We start from the raw sequence: 14,045 nt of genomic DNA, 5'->3' as shown, positions 1-14,045 counted from the left end.
TAAGCGGATACTTGCACTATCCATTACAGAAGGCGACACAGATGATCCCCCTGATCCTGGTCTTCGCGACCCTCGGCTTCCGGGCGCTGGGTGCGCTCGGGGTCCGGCGGTTCGCAACCTGGCCCTCCGCCGCGGCGCACGCGATGGCGGTGATGCTGCTGTTCACCGCGAGCGCACACTTCGTTCCGGCCGATGTCACGGTGATGCCGAACCACGCCGACATGGTGCGGATGGTGCCGCCGTTCCTGCCGTACGCCGACGCGCTGGTCTACCTCACCGGCGTACTCGAGCTGCTCGGCGCCGCCGGCCTCGTCATCGCCGCGACCCGCAAACCGGCCGGCTACGCGCTGGCCGCGCTCTTCATCGCGCTGCTCCCGGCCAACATCCACGCCGCGGTCGCGCACGTACCGTTCGCCGGCGGCGAGGCCACCCCGCTCTGGCAACGCATCCCGGAGCAGCTGCTGTACCTCGCCGTTGCCCTGTGGGTGGCGCGAACCGCCCGCACCACCACACCAGTCAAGGAGAACGTGTACGCATGACCGACGCATCACGCACCATCGCCGGAGTCATCCTGCTCACCATCGTGACGATCCAGTTCGGTGGCTACTTCATGACCAAGATCGTCCGCGGCCAAGTGCCGATGACCGGGTTCCAGAAGTCGTTCGCGCGCGCCGGTCACGCCCACGCCGGCGTCCTGGTCATCCTCAGCCTGGTCGGACTCCTGTACGTCGACCAGACGAGCCTGACCGGGTTCTGGCTGTGGGTCGCCCGGCTGGCGATCCCGGTCGCGGCCGTCCTGATGTCCGGCGGCTTCTTCGCGTCGTCGGCCGGCAAGGACCGCACCCAGCCCAATCAGTTCCTGTGGGTCCTCTGGGTCGGTGCGGCCTTTCTAGCCTTGGGGGTGCTGACGCTCGGGATCGGCCTGATCGCCGCGTGAGAAGGACCCCCTGAGCTGATCGCCCACCCTGGCGATCAGCTCAGCCGTTTCCGGCGTCGCGTGATCGACCACGAACGTCGCGACGGCAGCAATCGCGGCGACCTGCGTCAGCAGCATCGCCGGTGTGTCCGCGCTGAACCGGACGATGCACGACGACGAATCAACCGGCTCGACGATCCCGCGGACAATGCCTTCGAAGGTCGCCGAGACGGTGGCCGCCGGCGCCTGCACAGTCAGATGGACGGAGTGCTGGTACTGCGCCGACGCGAACGACTCCACCAGGTACGACGCAGCGTCCGCCGCCGGCAACGCCCGCGGAGTGAAGCGATGCACCACCGGCGTGACGTCGACGATCCGATCGACCCGGAAGATCCGCCAGTCGTCCCGCCCCGGATCGAACGCGAGCAGGTACCACCGCCATGCCAGCGTCAGCAGCTGATGCGGCTCCACTCGCCGGAGCGTCGCCTCACGCGCCCGGCCGTGGTAGCCGAAGGCAACGATCTCGTGATTCCGGCAGCAGCGCGCGAGGATGGCGAGCACACCCGGATCGACCTGCGGTACGCCGGGCCGCGGGATCGCCTCCGCGGCCGAACCGACCGCGGCGAGCTGTGGCCGGAGGCGCACCGGCAGCACCTGCTCCAGCTTGGCCAGCGCACTCATTGAACTCTCCGCCATCCCGCTCAACCCGCCGCCGGCCGCGCCGACCAGACCGAGTGCGACCGCGATCGCCTCGTCGTCGTCCAGTTGGAGCGGCGGCAGATGTGTCCCGGACCCGAGCCGGTAGCCGCCCGCGGTCCCGGTCGTCCCGGTGACCGGGTAGTCGAGCGACCGGAGTCGGTCGACGTCGCGCCGTACCGTTCGCTCGGTGACGCCGAGGCGGTCGGCCAACTCACGGCCGGACCATTCGCGGCGGCTCTGCAGCAGCGAGAGTAATCGCAGCAGGCGACCAGGCATTTGCATGGATCCATCATTCCTTGAGGACAAGATCTGTCCGCAAGGGCTCATAGCGTGAGTTGCATGATGTTGACGACGACAAGCACGGAGTACGACGAGACGCGGCTCGGATACCAGCGGCGGGACCCGCATCGGCCGGCGGTGATCTTCCCGGTCACCAGTGCGACCGAGGTCGAGGAGGCGGTGCGCTACGCGATCGATCACGACGAGAAGATCGCCGTGCAGGCGTCCGGCCACGGTCTGACCAGAGGCATCGACGGCGGTGTGCTCATTACGACCCTTAAGTTCAACGGGGTGACAGTCGATCCGGACAAGAAGACGGCATGGATCGAAGCGGGCGCCACCTGGCACGACGTGATGGAGGCGACCGCGCCGTACGGTCTGGCGCCGCTGTCCGGGAGCTTCCCGGGTGTCGGGGCGGTCTCCTACACGCTCGGCGGCGGTCTCGGTCTGATGGCGCGACGCTTCGGGTACGCCGCGGACCACGTGCGGCGGATCGAGCTCGTGACCATGGACGGGGTACGGCGGGATGCCGACGGCGACCTGTTCTGGGCGACAAGAGGTGGCGGCGGCAACTTCGGTGTGGTGACCGGCATCGAGATCGAGCTCTTCGACGTACCGACGCTGTACGGCGGGAGCCTGTACTTCGACCTTGCGGAACACCCGGACGTCCTCGAGGTATGGCGGACGTGGACCAAGACCGTGCCGGACGAGGTGACGACCGCGATGGCGCTCGTGCCGCTGCCGGACATCCCACCGATCCCGCCGGCGCTGCGCGGGAAGTACATCGCGCAGGTGCAACTGGCGATCCTCGCCGACAACCCCGAGGCGCTGATCGAGCGGCTGCGGGCGATCGGGCAGCCCGCACTCGACACGGTCGGCACGATGCCGTACGTCGAGTCGGGGAAGATCTTCGCCGAGCCCGATCGGCCGGACAGCTTCAGCTCGCGAAACGTGCTGGTCAGCGACCTCGACCCGACGGCGCTGGCGACCGTGCCGAAGCTCGCCGGTCCCGAGGCGTCGACGATGTGCGTGGTCGGCATCCGTCACCTCGGCGGCGCACTCACTCAGGAGCCGGCGGTCGCGAACGCGATCTGCCATCGGGACGCGGCGTACTCGATCACCGTGATCTCACCTGGTGAGGACCACGCCAGCGAACTGCACGACGCCGTCCTGGAGCCGTGGCGTGACCTGACGGTCGGCCGGCTGCTCAACTTCAACGGCGCCGGGCTCGACCTCCGAGACGTCTACGACCCGGAGACGCTCAACCGGCTGACGGAGCTCCGGGAGCAATACGATCCGGATCATCGGCTCTGCGCGAACCATCAGCTCTAGCGATCAGCTCTTCGACCAATGCGCCTTTGCCTACGACGTAGGCGGTGCGGTCGGTGGTGAGCAGGTGCGCCAGCTCGCGTTTGCGGGCGGCGTACCGCTCCCGGTCGGCCGTGTCCGCGCGCAGATGATCGCGGAGCAGCACGTGGTCCCGGTGAGCTTTGTTGCCTTCAACAACAAGATACAAATGGTGGTAGTGGGCAACGTCCGGCGGTAGCGCGAACGCCTCCCGGCCGGCGATGCCGGCGTCGCCTTCGTGCCGGTAGCCGGCGGCAACCAACCGCTCGATCGCCGCGGTCACCAGGGCATCAGACGGTACGACGATGTCGACGTCGATGATCGGCTTCGCGGCGAGCCCGGGCACGGCGGTGCTCCCGACGTGCTCGATCACATGCGGCAGCTCGTCGAAGTACGGCTCCACCACCGCCGCGATCTCAGCGAACCAGCCCGGCCACCGCGGGTCGTACTCGACGACCTCGGCGGGAACGATCACAGGGCCGCCGTCACGTCGATCTCAACCAGCTGCCCCGGGAACCCGAGCTGAGCCACGCCGAGCAGCGTGCTGGCGGTCGTGAAGGCAGGACCCAGCGGTGACGCGTTGAGCTGCGTCCAAACGGCGGAGAGATCCTCGCGGTCAGGGCTGGCGACGTAGATGACGGTGCGGACGACGTCCGTCGGCGCCGCACCCACTGACTCCAGCGCGGTGAGAATGTTCGTGATGACCTGAGCGGTCTGGCCATCCAAACCACCTGCGGTCAACTCGCCGGACGGCTGCAACGGACACTGCCCCGCCAGGTAGACGAGTGTGTCTGCCTGGACTGTGGTGACGTGGTGGTAGCCGGGGGTTGGGTGGAGCCCACTGGGGTTGGTCCGCAAGATGGTCACGTCTCAGACCCAACGCGAGAGCTCAGCTCCGGGTCAACAGATTTAGGACGTAGCGCTTCTGCCACGGTGTTTCCACGGCGTGCTTGTCGTAGTGGTGCCGCACGTACGCGACGGCCTGGTCAGCAGGCACCCCATCGAGTATGGCGAGGCATGCGAGCGCCGTACCCGTCCGCCCTCGCCCACCGTTGCAGGCGAACTCGACCCGCCCGCTCCCGGTCCGCTCCAACGCGTCCCGGAAGATGGTCAACGCGGCCGCGCGATCCGTGGGCAGCCGGAAGTCCGGCCACTTGATCCAGTGCGTCTCCCACGGCACGTCAGGCGGTTCCGTCCCGAGCAGATACACGCCGTACGTCGGGAACGGCGCTGCCGCCGGGCCGTGGCGCAGACCGCGTCCGCGCACGAGCCGACCCGACGGCAGCTCCATCACACCTGGTGCGTCCTTGTCCCAGAGGCCCACCGGATCAAACTACTAGGCGCTCCTCCGTGGAGGTGGAGAAGAGGTGCAGTTTGTCGGCGTCCGGGGCGAGGTGCACGAGAGTGCCCTTGTCGTTGTGCAGGCGGGTGCCGATCCGGGCGATGATCTGCTGCTTCTCGTCGGTGTGCTCCGCCGTGCCGTACAGGAAGGCGTCCGAGCCGAGCTCCTCGATCACCGCGACCTTGACCGGCAGACCCTCGTCGGCGAGGTGGAACGCCTCCGGCCGGATGCCGAGCGTCAGCGTCTTGTCGTCGCCGGCCTTGGCCAGCAGCTCCCGGGCGATCGGTACGACGTAGTCGCCGATCTTCGCGCCGCCGTCGGTGATCTCGGCCTCGATCAGGTTCATCGCGGGCGACCCGATGAAGCCGGCCACGAACTTGTTCCGCGGCTTGTCGTAGAGGTTCAGCGGGGTGTCGACCTGCTGCAGTACGCCGTCCTTCAGTACGGCGACCCGGTCGCCCATCGTCATGGCCTCGACCTGGTCGTGGGTGACGTAGACGGTGGTGACGCCGAGGCGGTGCTGCAGCTCGGCGATCTGCGTGCGGGTCTGGACCCGGAGCTTCGCGTCGAGGTTCGACAGCGGCTCGTCCATCAGGAACACCTTCGGGCTACGCACGATCGCGCGACCCATCGCGACCCGCTGACGCTGACCGCCGGACAGTGCCTTCGGCTTGCGCTCGAGGTACTCCTCGAGGCCGAGCAGCTTCGCGGCCTCCAGGACGCGCTTGGCGCGCTCGTCCTTGTGGATGCCCTGCATCTTCAGCGCGAACCCCATGTTGTCGGCGACCGACATGTGCGGGTAGAGCGCGTAGTTCTGGAACACCATCGCGATGTCGCGTTCCTTCGGCGGGGCGTTGGTGACGTCCTTGTCGCCGATGTAGATGCCGCCTTCGTTCACCTCTTCGAGCCCGGCCAGCATCCGCAGCGCGGTCGACTTGCCGGAACCCGACGGTCCGACCAGCACCATGAACTCGCCGTCGGAGATGTCGAGATCGAGCTTGTCGACAGCGGGGAGGTCGGTGCCCGGGTAGACCCGGGTGGCTCCCTTGAACGAGACAGTTGCCATGTCGCGCTTCCTTTCCTTCGCCGGCAGGAACGTGCCGGACGATCCGTAGCAAAGGCCCCCAGGTCTTGGGTGTCTGGTTGGTGATGCATCACCAAGCCCTTCGTACAACGAGCGACCCACCACTTACATTCCCGAGTGATGTAAATCCCGTGATTGACAAAAGAGATTTTTACGTACAAAGTTCTTTGTGTGATGAGAGACGTGATGCACCTGGAGCAGCTCGAGCAGGCCGAGGCCTTGTTCAAGCCGCAGCGGATCGAGGTGCTGCGGCGGCTGGCCGAGCCGGCCACCTGCAGTGCGGTGGCCGAGCAGCTCGGGCAGACCCCGCAGCGCGTCTACTACCACGTCAAGCGCCTCGTCGAAGCGGGCCTGGTGACCCAGGTGGACGAGCGCAAGGTGCGTGGCATCCACGAAGGCATCTACCAGGCGACAGCCCGTTCGTACTGGCTGTCGCCGACGCTCGTCGGGCGGATCGGTGGACTGCGCCGGACCCGTGACGAGCTGAGCCTCGGCTACGTGCTGGACCTGATGGAAGAGGTCCAGACCGACATCGCCGCGCTGGATCGGTCGGCTCCGGAGCTGCCGTCCATCGGGGTGTCCGGTGAGATCCGGGTTCCACCGGACCGGCGGCGGGAGTTCTTCGAGGACCTGCGCGGCACGCTGCAGGACCTCTTCTCGCGCTACGGCGGCAGCGAGGGCGACGCCTTCAAGCTGGCCGTGGCCTGTTACCCCAAGGGAGACCAGAACCATGACTGAACCACTTGTCCTGCAAGTGCGCGCCAAGGCCGGGATCGACGAGGTCCGGCAGGCGCTGACCGATCCCAAGGCCCTCAACCTCTGGCTCGGCGAGCACTCGACCGTCGACCTGCCTGGCACCTTCGAGTTCTGGGGCCGCTACATCCCCGAGGGCGATGTGCCCCACCAGCGCGTCGTCGGGTACGACGGCACCATGCTGACGCTGGCCTGGACGCTCGGCGGCGAAGAGACCACCACCGAGATCACGCTGACGCCCGATGGTGACGACGCGACCGTGATCAAGCTGTCGCAGACGCACTTCGACTTCGCGGACGCGATCAGCGGCGCCAACATCCGCGGCGTGCTGCAGACGTTCTGGTCGCTGGCGCTGGCCAACCTCGTCGACCACCTCGAGGGTCGCGAGCTGACCACCCGGCCGGACTTCACGTCGCCGATCTTCGCGGGCGAGGCGCTGATCGACGCGCCGATCGCCGAGGTGTACTCGGCGCTGACCGAGTCGGAGAAGACGTCTGCGTGGTTCGGGTACCCGGTCGAGATCGACCTGCGGAAGGGCGGCCGGTTCGCGATGGGCGGGTTCGACGCCGGGCCGGGCGTGGAGATCGTCGACCTGGTCGAGGGCCAGAAGATGTCGATGGACTGGGGGCCGGCCGGCATCAGCACCTGGGAGCTCGCCGAGTCCGACGGGAAGACCCGGCTCACCTTCGTGATGAGCGGCTTCGACGAGTCCAACCCGCCGTACGGCGCCTGGACCGGCTGGCTGGCCGGCGTCGCCTCGCTGCGCCGGTTCGCCGAGCTGCCGGACTGGCGGTTCCAGGTCGCCTAGAAGTACGGGCGGGTGCTTTCCCCGATCAGATCGAGCAGAGCGGTCACCGCTCTGCTCGGTCGTCGTCCGGCCGGCGTCGCGACCGACAACGTCCAGGTCAGCTCGGTGCCCTTGATCGGCACCTTGGCGACGCCAGGCTCCTCGGCCAGCTCGAGATCGGGTACGACGGCAACGCCCAGCCCAACCCGGACATAGTCGGGGACCGTGGTCAGTTCCGGGACCTCGACCTGGATCCGCCGCGGCGTCCCGTTCGCGTCGAAGGCGCGGTCGACCATCTTCCGATTGCCGAATCCGGCCGGCATGTCGACGAACGCCTCGCCGGCCAGATCCGCCAGCCGTACGGCGGACCGTCGCGCCAGGCGATGCTCGGACGGAAGCAACGCGACGAACGGGACGGTCGCGATGTCCCGCACGTCGAGCCCGCTGAGTTCGGGCTTCGGAAGTCCGAGCAGTGCGATGTCGAGCCGCCCGCGCCGTACGTCGTCCGCGAGGCCGGTGGATCCGGTCGGCGAGGTGGCGACCTGGACCTCGACCAACGGGTACTTGCGATGGAACGCGCCGAGGAGCTCGGCCATGTTGACCATGCTCAGGCGCGCGAGCGTCCCGATCCGGATGTTGCCGCGGAGTCCAGCCGACGCTTCCTCGACGGCGGCCCGCGCCCGGTCGAGGGCCTCCAGTGCCGCCTTGGCCTCGGGCAGCAGCGCCTGGCCGGCGGCCGACAGCACGACCCGCCGCGTCGAGCGGTCGAAGAGAGTCGTCTTCAGATCGGTCTCGAGGGCCCGGACGGCGGCCGAGACGGTGGACTGCACCGTGAACAGTCGCTGCGCCGCCCGGGTGAAGCTCAGCTCCTCGGCGACGGCGACGAAGTACTCGAGCTGCCGGCTGTCCACAAGCCGAATTATCGGATCTGACGATAAGAGCATGCAAGAACTTTCGTTGGACTCGATAGATCCCGCGCGGCACGCTGGAAACATGTCCACCATGACGTCTTCGCGGACCGGCGCACGGATCCGGTTCGCGCACGCTCCCGGGTTCTGGGTGATCGCGGCTGCCTTCCTCACCACGATGGCCTTCTCGACGATCCCGACTCCGCTCTACGCGATCTACCAGCAGCGGGACGGGTTCCCGACGTACGTGATCACGGTGATCTTCGCGAGCTACGCCGTCGGGGTGATGGCGTCGCTCTACCTGGCCGGACATGTCAGCGACTGGCTCGGGCGCCGCCGGGTCGCGCTGCTCGCCGTCCTCGCGGAGGCGCTGGCCGCGGCGATCTTCCTGAGCTGGTCGTCCGTTCCCGGTCTGCTCGTGGCGCGCTTCATCTGCGGCGTCGGGGTCGGCGTCCTGACCGCGACCGCCACCGCGCACCTGTCCGAGCTGCGGCAGGTCGCGCGTCCGGGGGAGGACCCGAGCCGGTCCGCGTTGATCTCGAGCATGGTGAACCTCGGTGGGCTCGCGTTCGGTCCGCTGATCGGCGGGCTGCTGGCGCAGTACGTTTCCGCGCCGCTCCAGCGTCCGTACGAGATCTTCCTGGTGCTGCTGTTGATCAGCGCGGTGGGGATAGCGCTGGTGCCGGAGACCGTGGAGCGGTTGGAGGAGCGGCCGGCGTACCGTCCGCAGCGGGTGGCGTTGCCGTCGGCGGCCCGTCCGCTCTTCTTCGCGTCGGCGATGGGCGCGTTCGCGGCGTTCGCGATCTTCGGGTTGTTCACCTCGCTGGCGCCGACGTTCCTGGCCGGCGTACTGCACCACACCTCACGTCTGCTCGCGGGTGTCGTCACGTTCGCGGTCTTCATCGCGGGCGCGATGAGTCAGGCCGTATTCGTCCGGATGTCCCGCCCGCATCAGCTGCGGCTGGGCCTCGTCGCGATGTCGGTCGGCCTGGTCGGCGTGGCGACCGGCGGTCTCATCCCGAGCCTGTGGCTCTTCATCATCGGCGGTGTGGTCGCCGGAGCCGGCGTGGGCCTGGTGTTCCGCGGTGCCGTCGCGACCGCCGCTACGCTGGCTGACCCGAGTTCGCGAGGTGAGGTCCTCGCCGCCCTCTTCCTGATCGCGTACGCCGGCCTCGCGATCCCGGTCCTCGCCATCGGACTGGGCATCGCGCTCCTCCCCGCCCAGGTCGCCCTTGTGCTCTTCTCCGCGATCATCCTCATCCTGGTGAACGCCGCCGTAATCCGCATGCTGGCCGCCCAGAGGTGATGTGATGATGCGCGGGTGGACCTGGAACGCGACTACGGGCTGACCGTCTCATCAGTGGAACCGCACCCCGGCGGGTTCGCCACTGACGGCTGGGTGGCCGACGGACTGTGGTTCGTGAAGGTCTGGAAGGAAGGCGAACCGGCGGTCGGGCTGGAGCGGCTGGGGGAGTTGCGGGCGCTCGGGCTGCCGGTCGTGGAACCGGTCCGGACCCTGCAGGGCGACCTGTCTGCCATGGACGACCGACGAGCGTATGCCGTTTTCCCTTATGTACAAGGGCGTACGGCGACATGGGACGACTGGCGCGTCGCCGCGCGGGCTCTGCGCCAGATCCACGATGCGCCGATGCGGGTGACGCTGCCGCGCGCCGATATCAGTGAGCCGCACATCCGCGCTCTGGAACAGCAGCTGCAGCACCCGTGGATCGTGGATCGGGCGGACGTGGTGTCCGCGGCGCTGGGGCGGCTGGACGAGGTGCGATCGCGGCTCGCGCCGGTGCGCGACGTGCTGTGCCACACCGACTTCCACGGGCTGAATGTGATGATCGGCGACGACGGTGAGGTAGCGGCGATCCTCGACTGGGAGAACGCCGTCATCGGACCCCGCGAGTACGACGTGTGGGTCGCGGCCGACGGTGGGCGGATCCCGGAGTTCCTCGACGAGTACGGCGTCGACGATCTCGATCCCGATCACCTCGAGTTCGCGCTCCTGGCCCGCGGGCTTCGGGACCTGTCGGCGCGGGTCTCGCGCACCGTCGACCGCCCGGGCGTGGACACGTGGGGCTTCGACCGGATCGCGCGGGTGGACAGCGATCTCGACGAGTTCCGCCCGTACTGCTCCTAGGCTGCCGCCCCTGGCCCTGGGAGTACGTCGATGTCGTTGCCGTGCATCGGCTTGCCGCAGTGGGAGCAACTGAGCTCCACATGGCTGATCTCTCCGCAGGCGTGGTGCCGGTACAGCACCGGCGGGCCTGCCTCGCCCGCGAGCCATTTGTCGCCCCAGGCAACCATCACCATGAGGACGTCGATCAGCTCCAGGCCCTTGCCGGTCAGCACGTACTCGTAGCGCGGGCGCTTGTCGTACGGCCGGCGCTCCAGCACGCCACGATCGACCAGATGGTTGAGCCGCTCGGTGAGCACCTTGCGGGAGATCCCGAGGTCCGCCTGGAGCTGCTCGAACCGCGACATCCCGACGAAGATGTCGCGCAGGATCAACGGCGACCACGGCTCGCCCATCACGTCGAGCGTGCGCGCGATCGAGCACGCCATCTCACTGAAGTCTGTGCGCTGCATGGGACCAGTCTAGCAATTGGGGTTCCCTGAGGGAACTCCGATATGTTAGCGTTCCTTCAAGGAACCCCAAACGGAAGGTGGAACGATGAGCAAGGTCCTCTGCGCCCTCGCCGTCTCGGTCGACGGCTACATCACCGGCCGCGACTCCGGTCCGGACCGCGGCCTCGGCGACGCACCGATGCTGTTCGACTGGTACTTCGACGGTGACACCCCGAGCCAGGTCTTCGACGGTTTCAAGCTGAGCGCCCCGAGCGCCCGGATGTTCGACGCGCTCGCCGGCCGGGTCGGCGCAGTCATCGCCGGCCACAAGACGTACGACGACTCCAGCCACTTCGGCGGCGGCAGCCCGCACGCCAAGGCGCCGCTGGTCGTGCTGAGCCACGGTCCGGTGGCGGAGATCAGCGAGCAGCAGACGCTCGCCAACACCATCGAGGACGCGGTCGCCGCGGCGCGCAAGATCGCGGACGGCAAGGACGTCGGTCTGATGGGTGGCGGTGCTGTGACGGCAGCGCTGAAGGCCGGGCTCGTCGACGAGCTCGTGCTGCACCAGGTGCCGATCCTGCTCGGCGGCGGCCGGCCCTTCTTCCAGGACCTGCCCGAACAGGTGCGACTCAACCTCGTCGAGGCGGTGCCCGCGCCTGGCGTGACCCACCTCCACTACTCCGTCGTCCGCTGACCCGAAGGAACAGAATCATGCTGAAGCCCGCCGTACGCCGTGCCGTCGAAAGCAACTCGATCGCTCATCTGGCCACCGTTCTGCCGGACGGGTCGCCGCACTCGATCCCGCTGTGGGTCACCACGCTCGAGGACCGCATCATCTTCCTGACCGGGCCTGATTCCCAGAAGGCCCGCAACCTCCGCCGCGATCCGCGCGTCGCCCTGTCGCTCGCGCCCGTCGACAACCCGTACGAGCCGGTCATCGTCCGCGGCCGCGTCGTCGAGTGGATCGACGGCGACGCCGGCTGGGACCTCGTCGACCAGATCGCGATGAAGTACATCGGTCAGCCGTACGACCGCTCCCTCGACCGCGTCATCGGCGTCATCGAGCCGGACCACCAGACCGTCGGCGTGTCCTGACTTAGGATGCGCGCATGGGTGTGACTGTGACGGTTGGGGAGCAGGACGCTTATCTCGCGCGGGTCGGACGGGCCGGGATGCTGTTGCTTCCGATGATCACCGGGATCGGCGAGCAGGTCCGGGCCTGGGCGGACGAGCTGGCGGGGGAGTGGATCACCGCGCTGGCATGGGATCCGTTCAAGGGCCGCAGTACGGACAACACCAGTCGGCAAGACCTGAGCGGGTTGCTGCGGCAGATGGACGACGACACTGCTCTCGCGGAGCAGAGCGCGCTGCTGGACTACCTCGTCGACGAGCTCGGGTGCGACAAGGTCGGCGTGATCGGGTGGTGCCTCGGTGGGCGGTTCGCGTTCCTGCTCGGGGCGCGTGATCAACGGGTTGCGAATGTCGTCGCCTTCCACCCGACGGTTCCATCCGACCGGCCACCGCATCACACGTACGACGCGATCGCCGAGGCGGCAGCGATCACCGCGCCGGTGCTGGTGAGCTATCCGAGTGCGGACACCGCCGTACCGAACGCCGACTTCGAGACGTTGCAGACGGTGTTGCAGGCGCGGACGGCCGGCGCGACGTTCACGCAGTACTTCCCCGGTGCGGACCATGGGTTCTCGGACAAGTCGCGGCACGACAAGGACGTGAATGCCGACGCGTTCCGGTTGGCGTGGCCGCAGGCGCTGGCGTTCATGAAGGCGACGGTTGCCTGAGCGCCGACTCCAGTTGGCGGTGCAGTTCGCCGAGCCGGCTGCGGCCGGGCGTGCCCTCCGGGTAGCGCCGCAGTACGTCCCGGACCACAGGTGGCACACGGTCGATCGCCCAGTTGACGATGACCTCGGGATCGCGCTCCGCCAGCTCGTGCGCGTACGCCGCGTACTGCGCGGCGCCCACGATGTGCTTCACCTGAGTGGCCGCCGCCAACGGATGCAGGTACGCCGAACCCGCAGCCGCAACGGCTGCCCGCGCAGCAGCCTCCGCGGCCGGATCGGTGACGTCACCCGCTGCCTTCAGAGCGCCCCACGCAGCCGTCCGGATCGCCTTCGTTCTGTTGCCTCCGGCACCGAACTCGCGGGCGGTCTCGATCGCCGCGCGCGGCCGCCGATCATCGGGAACGACCGCCTCATACAGAGGCAACGCCCGCTCCGCGCAGTCCGCACTCCAGAGGCTGAGCTGCCGCAGTTCGTCGAGGCTCAACGCGATCTCCATGAGCCTCAATCGTAACGTTGAACCAGTAGGTTTAAGCTTTCAGGCCGCCCGGCGATGATCGGTAGGCGTGATCCCGCGGACCCGTTTGAACGCAACGCTCAACGCGAACGCATTGGCGTACCCGACCCGCCGAGCGATCGTCTCGACCGTGTCCCGGGTCGACCGCAGCTGATCCGCGGCGAGCGTGATCCGCCAGCCGGTCAGGTAGCTCATCGGCGCCTCGCCCACCACGGCCGTGAACCGCCGGGCCAACGAGGCCCGCGACACCCCGACCCGATCGGCGAGATCCGTGACGTTCCACGGGTGCGCCGGATCCTCGTGCAGCAGCCGCAACGCCGTACCGGCGACCGGATCGGTGTGCGCCTGGTACCACCCCGGCGCGTGCGAGTCCGGCCGGTCGAACCACGCTCGCAACGTGGTGATCAGCGCCAGGTCGAGCCATCGGTCCAGGACGCTCTGCTGGCCGACCGCGTCCCGCTGGATCTCGCCCGAGATCATCTCCATCACCGACCCCGCCACCTCCGCGGCCGGCACGACGAGCACCGGCGGCAACGCGGTCACCAGACGCCGGCTCACGTCGCCGGCCAGCTGATAGGTGCCGCTGGCAACCATTACCTCACCGGACTTGCGGCTGCCGTAGGTCCGGACACCGAGCCGGGCCGAGTAGTCGACCGGTGCCCCAGGCAACGGTTCGCAGATGCCGCCGGGGTGGATCCGCAGTTGCGGCGCGGTCTGCACGCTGTCGCCGACGACGTACGGCTCCGGGCCGGTGAAGATCGCGACGTCACCCTGCTCCATCCGCTGCGGCGCGATCCCGTCGCGGGTCACCCAGCCGGAGCCGCGCACCAGGGTCGCGAGCGCGAGCGGCGCTTCATCCCGGATCTCCAGCGCCCAGGGAAGATCCAGGATGGTCAGGTTGAACACCCCGTCCTGGGCGCGGGTCCCGGCCAGCAGTTCGTCGAGCACGTCCATGCGACGAGAGTACGCCAGGCTGAGTGTCTCGAACATCGAATTGCGCCGTATGGCCATGGTTTGTCTCACTCAAGCCCGCTGAACTA

Annotated in this window: 19 protein-coding genes; 10 read left to right on the top strand and 9 right to left on the bottom strand. The window is 68.2% G+C overall.

Annotation, left to right across the window (positions count from 1 at the left end):
• Positions 1-41 precede the first annotated feature (41 nt).
• Together OHA18_RS13870 and OHA18_RS13865 are read left to right on the top strand one after the other, a co-directional pair.
• The gene (locus OHA18_RS13870; RefSeq protein ID WP_329004474.1) at positions 42-539 is read left to right on the top strand and encodes a DoxX family protein; all 498 of its coding nucleotides are present in this window, start codon (positions 42-44) and stop codon (positions 537-539) included.
• Positions 536-937, top strand: a complete 402-nt coding sequence (locus OHA18_RS13865; RefSeq protein WP_329004473.1) for a hypothetical protein — start codon at positions 536-538, stop codon at positions 935-937. The genes OHA18_RS13870 and OHA18_RS13865 overlap by 4 nt, the downstream gene beginning before the upstream one ends.
• Here the strand turns inward: OHA18_RS13865 and OHA18_RS13860 are convergent.
• Positions 890-1,891 carry a helix-turn-helix transcriptional regulator gene (locus OHA18_RS13860; protein ID WP_329004472.1) on the bottom strand — a complete coding sequence of 334 codons (1,002 nt, stop codon included), beginning with the start codon at positions 1,889-1,891 and terminating at the stop codon, positions 890-892. The two genes, OHA18_RS13865 and OHA18_RS13860, sit on opposite strands and share 48 nt — an antisense overlap.
• 63 nt (positions 1,892-1,954) lie before the next feature.
• Here OHA18_RS13860 and OHA18_RS13855 point away from each other — a divergent pair, with 63 nt between their 5' ends.
• Positions 1,955-3,226 (top strand): FAD-binding oxidoreductase, encoded by a 1,272-nt coding sequence (locus OHA18_RS13855; RefSeq protein ID WP_329004471.1) that lies wholly within the window; start codon positions 1,955-1,957, stop codon positions 3,224-3,226.
• Here the strand turns inward: OHA18_RS13855 and OHA18_RS13850 are convergent.
• The 4 genes from OHA18_RS13850 to OHA18_RS13835 are packed head-to-tail and all read right to left on the bottom strand — an operon-like array spanning position 3,156 to position 5,649.
• Entirely contained in the window at positions 3,156-3,716 is a 561-nt protein-coding gene (locus OHA18_RS13850; protein ID WP_329004470.1) for a GrpB family protein, read from the bottom strand. The two genes, OHA18_RS13855 and OHA18_RS13850, sit on opposite strands and share 71 nt — an antisense overlap.
• Positions 3,713-4,108 (bottom strand): RidA family protein, encoded by a 396-nt coding sequence (locus OHA18_RS13845; RefSeq protein ID WP_329004469.1) that lies wholly within the window; start codon positions 4,106-4,108, stop codon positions 3,713-3,715. The genes OHA18_RS13850 and OHA18_RS13845 overlap by 4 nt, the downstream gene beginning before the upstream one ends.
• Before the next feature lie 22 nt (positions 4,109-4,130).
• Entirely contained in the window at positions 4,131-4,565 is a 435-nt protein-coding gene (locus tag OHA18_RS13840) for a protein-tyrosine phosphatase family protein (protein WP_329004468.1), read from the bottom strand.
• 4 nt (positions 4,566-4,569) lie between these two features.
• Positions 4,570-5,649, bottom strand: coding sequence for an ABC transporter ATP-binding protein (locus OHA18_RS13835; protein WP_329004467.1), 1,080 nt, complete (start codon positions 5,647-5,649; stop codon positions 4,570-4,572).
• Positions 5,650-5,841: 192 nt separating this feature from the next.
• On the opposite strand from OHA18_RS13835, the gene OHA18_RS13830 reads away from it, so the two are divergent.
• Positions 5,842-6,405 carry an ArsR/SmtB family transcription factor gene (locus OHA18_RS13830; RefSeq protein WP_329006103.1) on the top strand — a complete coding sequence of 188 codons (564 nt, stop codon included), beginning with the start codon at positions 5,842-5,844 and terminating at the stop codon, positions 6,403-6,405.
• Positions 6,398-7,228 carry an SRPBCC family protein gene (locus OHA18_RS13825; RefSeq protein ID WP_329004466.1) on the top strand — a complete coding sequence of 277 codons (831 nt, stop codon included), beginning with the start codon at positions 6,398-6,400 and terminating at the stop codon, positions 7,226-7,228. Before OHA18_RS13830 ends, OHA18_RS13825 begins: the two co-directional genes overlap by 8 nt.
• Here OHA18_RS13825 and OHA18_RS13820 read toward each other — a convergent pair.
• On the bottom strand, positions 7,225-8,118 hold the full coding sequence (locus tag OHA18_RS13820) for a LysR family transcriptional regulator (protein WP_329004465.1): 894 nt from the start codon (positions 8,116-8,118) through the stop codon (positions 7,225-7,227). The two genes, OHA18_RS13825 and OHA18_RS13820, sit on opposite strands and share 4 nt — an antisense overlap.
• Before the next feature lie 82 nt (positions 8,119-8,200).
• Between OHA18_RS13820 and OHA18_RS13815 the strand changes: the two genes are divergently transcribed.
• Both OHA18_RS13815 and OHA18_RS13810 read left to right on the top strand, forming a co-directional pair.
• Entirely contained in the window at positions 8,201-9,421 is a 1,221-nt protein-coding gene (locus tag OHA18_RS13815; RefSeq protein WP_329004464.1) for an MFS transporter, read from the top strand.
• A 15-nt stretch (positions 9,422-9,436) separates the two neighbouring features.
• On the top strand, positions 9,437-10,261 hold the full coding sequence (locus OHA18_RS13810) for a phosphotransferase enzyme family protein (protein ID WP_329004463.1): 825 nt from the start codon (positions 9,437-9,439) through the stop codon (positions 10,259-10,261).
• Here the strand turns inward: OHA18_RS13810 and OHA18_RS13805 are convergent.
• Positions 10,258-10,710 (bottom strand): winged helix-turn-helix transcriptional regulator, encoded by a 453-nt coding sequence (locus OHA18_RS13805; RefSeq protein ID WP_329004462.1) that lies wholly within the window; start codon positions 10,708-10,710, stop codon positions 10,258-10,260. The two genes, OHA18_RS13810 and OHA18_RS13805, sit on opposite strands and share 4 nt — an antisense overlap.
• Before the next feature lie 85 nt (positions 10,711-10,795).
• On the opposite strand from OHA18_RS13805, the gene OHA18_RS13800 reads away from it, so the two are divergent.
• From OHA18_RS13800 to OHA18_RS13790, 3 genes are read left to right on the top strand one after another with little or no spacing between them, the layout of a single operon-like run.
• Positions 10,796-11,386, top strand: a complete 591-nt coding sequence (locus OHA18_RS13800; protein ID WP_329004461.1) for a dihydrofolate reductase family protein — start codon at positions 10,796-10,798, stop codon at positions 11,384-11,386.
• Between the two features lie 17 nt (positions 11,387-11,403).
• Positions 11,404-11,787: a TIGR03618 family F420-dependent PPOX class oxidoreductase gene (locus OHA18_RS13795; protein ID WP_329004460.1), complete on the top strand. Its 384-nt coding sequence runs from the start codon at positions 11,404-11,406 to the stop codon at positions 11,785-11,787.
• A gap of 14 nt (positions 11,788-11,801) precedes the next feature.
• Positions 11,802-12,491: a dienelactone hydrolase family protein gene (locus OHA18_RS13790; RefSeq protein ID WP_329004459.1), complete on the top strand. Its 690-nt coding sequence runs from the start codon at positions 11,802-11,804 to the stop codon at positions 12,489-12,491.
• Here the strand turns inward: OHA18_RS13790 and OHA18_RS13785 are convergent.
• Both OHA18_RS13785 and OHA18_RS13780 read right to left on the bottom strand, forming a co-directional pair.
• The gene (locus OHA18_RS13785) at positions 12,469-12,987 is read right to left on the bottom strand and encodes a putative immunity protein (protein WP_329004458.1); all 519 of its coding nucleotides are present in this window, start codon (positions 12,985-12,987) and stop codon (positions 12,469-12,471) included. The two genes, OHA18_RS13790 and OHA18_RS13785, sit on opposite strands and share 23 nt — an antisense overlap.
• 39 nt (positions 12,988-13,026) lie before the next feature.
• The gene (locus OHA18_RS13780; RefSeq protein WP_329004457.1) at positions 13,027-13,959 is read right to left on the bottom strand and encodes an AraC family transcriptional regulator; all 933 of its coding nucleotides are present in this window, start codon (positions 13,957-13,959) and stop codon (positions 13,027-13,029) included.
• Positions 13,960-14,045 lie beyond the last annotated feature (86 nt).

The organism is Kribbella sp. NBC_00709, from assembly GCF_036226565.1.
GTDB lineage: Bacteria > Actinomycetota > Actinomycetes > Propionibacteriales > Kribbellaceae > Kribbella.
The sequence above is the reverse complement of the archived record's forward strand: the minus strand, read 5'-3'. Positions and strand labels throughout refer to the sequence as shown.

Bases quoted from the DNA above. Each gene is read 5' to 3' on its own strand.
- OHA18_RS13780 (WP_329004457.1), bottom strand. From the start codon at position 13,959: ATGGACGTGCTCGACGAACTGCTGGCCGGGACCCGCGCCCAGGACGGG.
- OHA18_RS13815 (WP_329004464.1), top strand. From the start codon at position 8,201: ATGTCCACCATGACGTCTTCGCGGACCGGCGCACGGATCCGGTTCGCG.
- OHA18_RS13865 (WP_329004473.1), top strand. From the start codon at position 536: ATGACCGACGCATCACGCACCATCGCCGGAGTCATCCTGCTCACCATC.
- OHA18_RS13825 (WP_329004466.1), top strand. From the start codon at position 6,398: ATGACTGAACCACTTGTCCTGCAAGTGCGCGCCAAGGCCGGGATCGAC.
- OHA18_RS13785 (WP_329004458.1), bottom strand. From the start codon at position 12,987: ATGGAGATCGCGTTGAGCCTCGACGAACTGCGGCAGCTCAGCCTCTGG.
- OHA18_RS13795 (WP_329004460.1), top strand. From the start codon at position 11,404: ATGCTGAAGCCCGCCGTACGCCGTGCCGTCGAAAGCAACTCGATCGCT.
- OHA18_RS13790 (WP_329004459.1), top strand. From the start codon at position 11,802: ATGGGTGTGACTGTGACGGTTGGGGAGCAGGACGCTTATCTCGCGCGG.
- OHA18_RS13855 (WP_329004471.1), top strand. From the start codon at position 1,955: ATGATGTTGACGACGACAAGCACGGAGTACGACGAGACGCGGCTCGGA.
- OHA18_RS13860 (WP_329004472.1), bottom strand. From the start codon at position 1,891: ATGCCTGGTCGCCTGCTGCGATTACTCTCGCTGCTGCAGAGCCGCCGC.
- OHA18_RS13800 (WP_329004461.1), top strand. From the start codon at position 10,796: ATGAGCAAGGTCCTCTGCGCCCTCGCCGTCTCGGTCGACGGCTACATC.
- OHA18_RS13805 (WP_329004462.1), bottom strand. From the start codon at position 10,710: ATGCAGCGCACAGACTTCAGTGAGATGGCGTGCTCGATCGCGCGCACG.
- OHA18_RS13835 (WP_329004467.1), bottom strand. From the start codon at position 5,649: ATGGCAACTGTCTCGTTCAAGGGAGCCACCCGGGTCTACCCGGGCACC.
- OHA18_RS13830 (WP_329006103.1), top strand. From the start codon at position 5,842: ATGAGAGACGTGATGCACCTGGAGCAGCTCGAGCAGGCCGAGGCCTTG.
- OHA18_RS13870 (WP_329004474.1), top strand. From the start codon at position 42: ATGATCCCCCTGATCCTGGTCTTCGCGACCCTCGGCTTCCGGGCGCTG.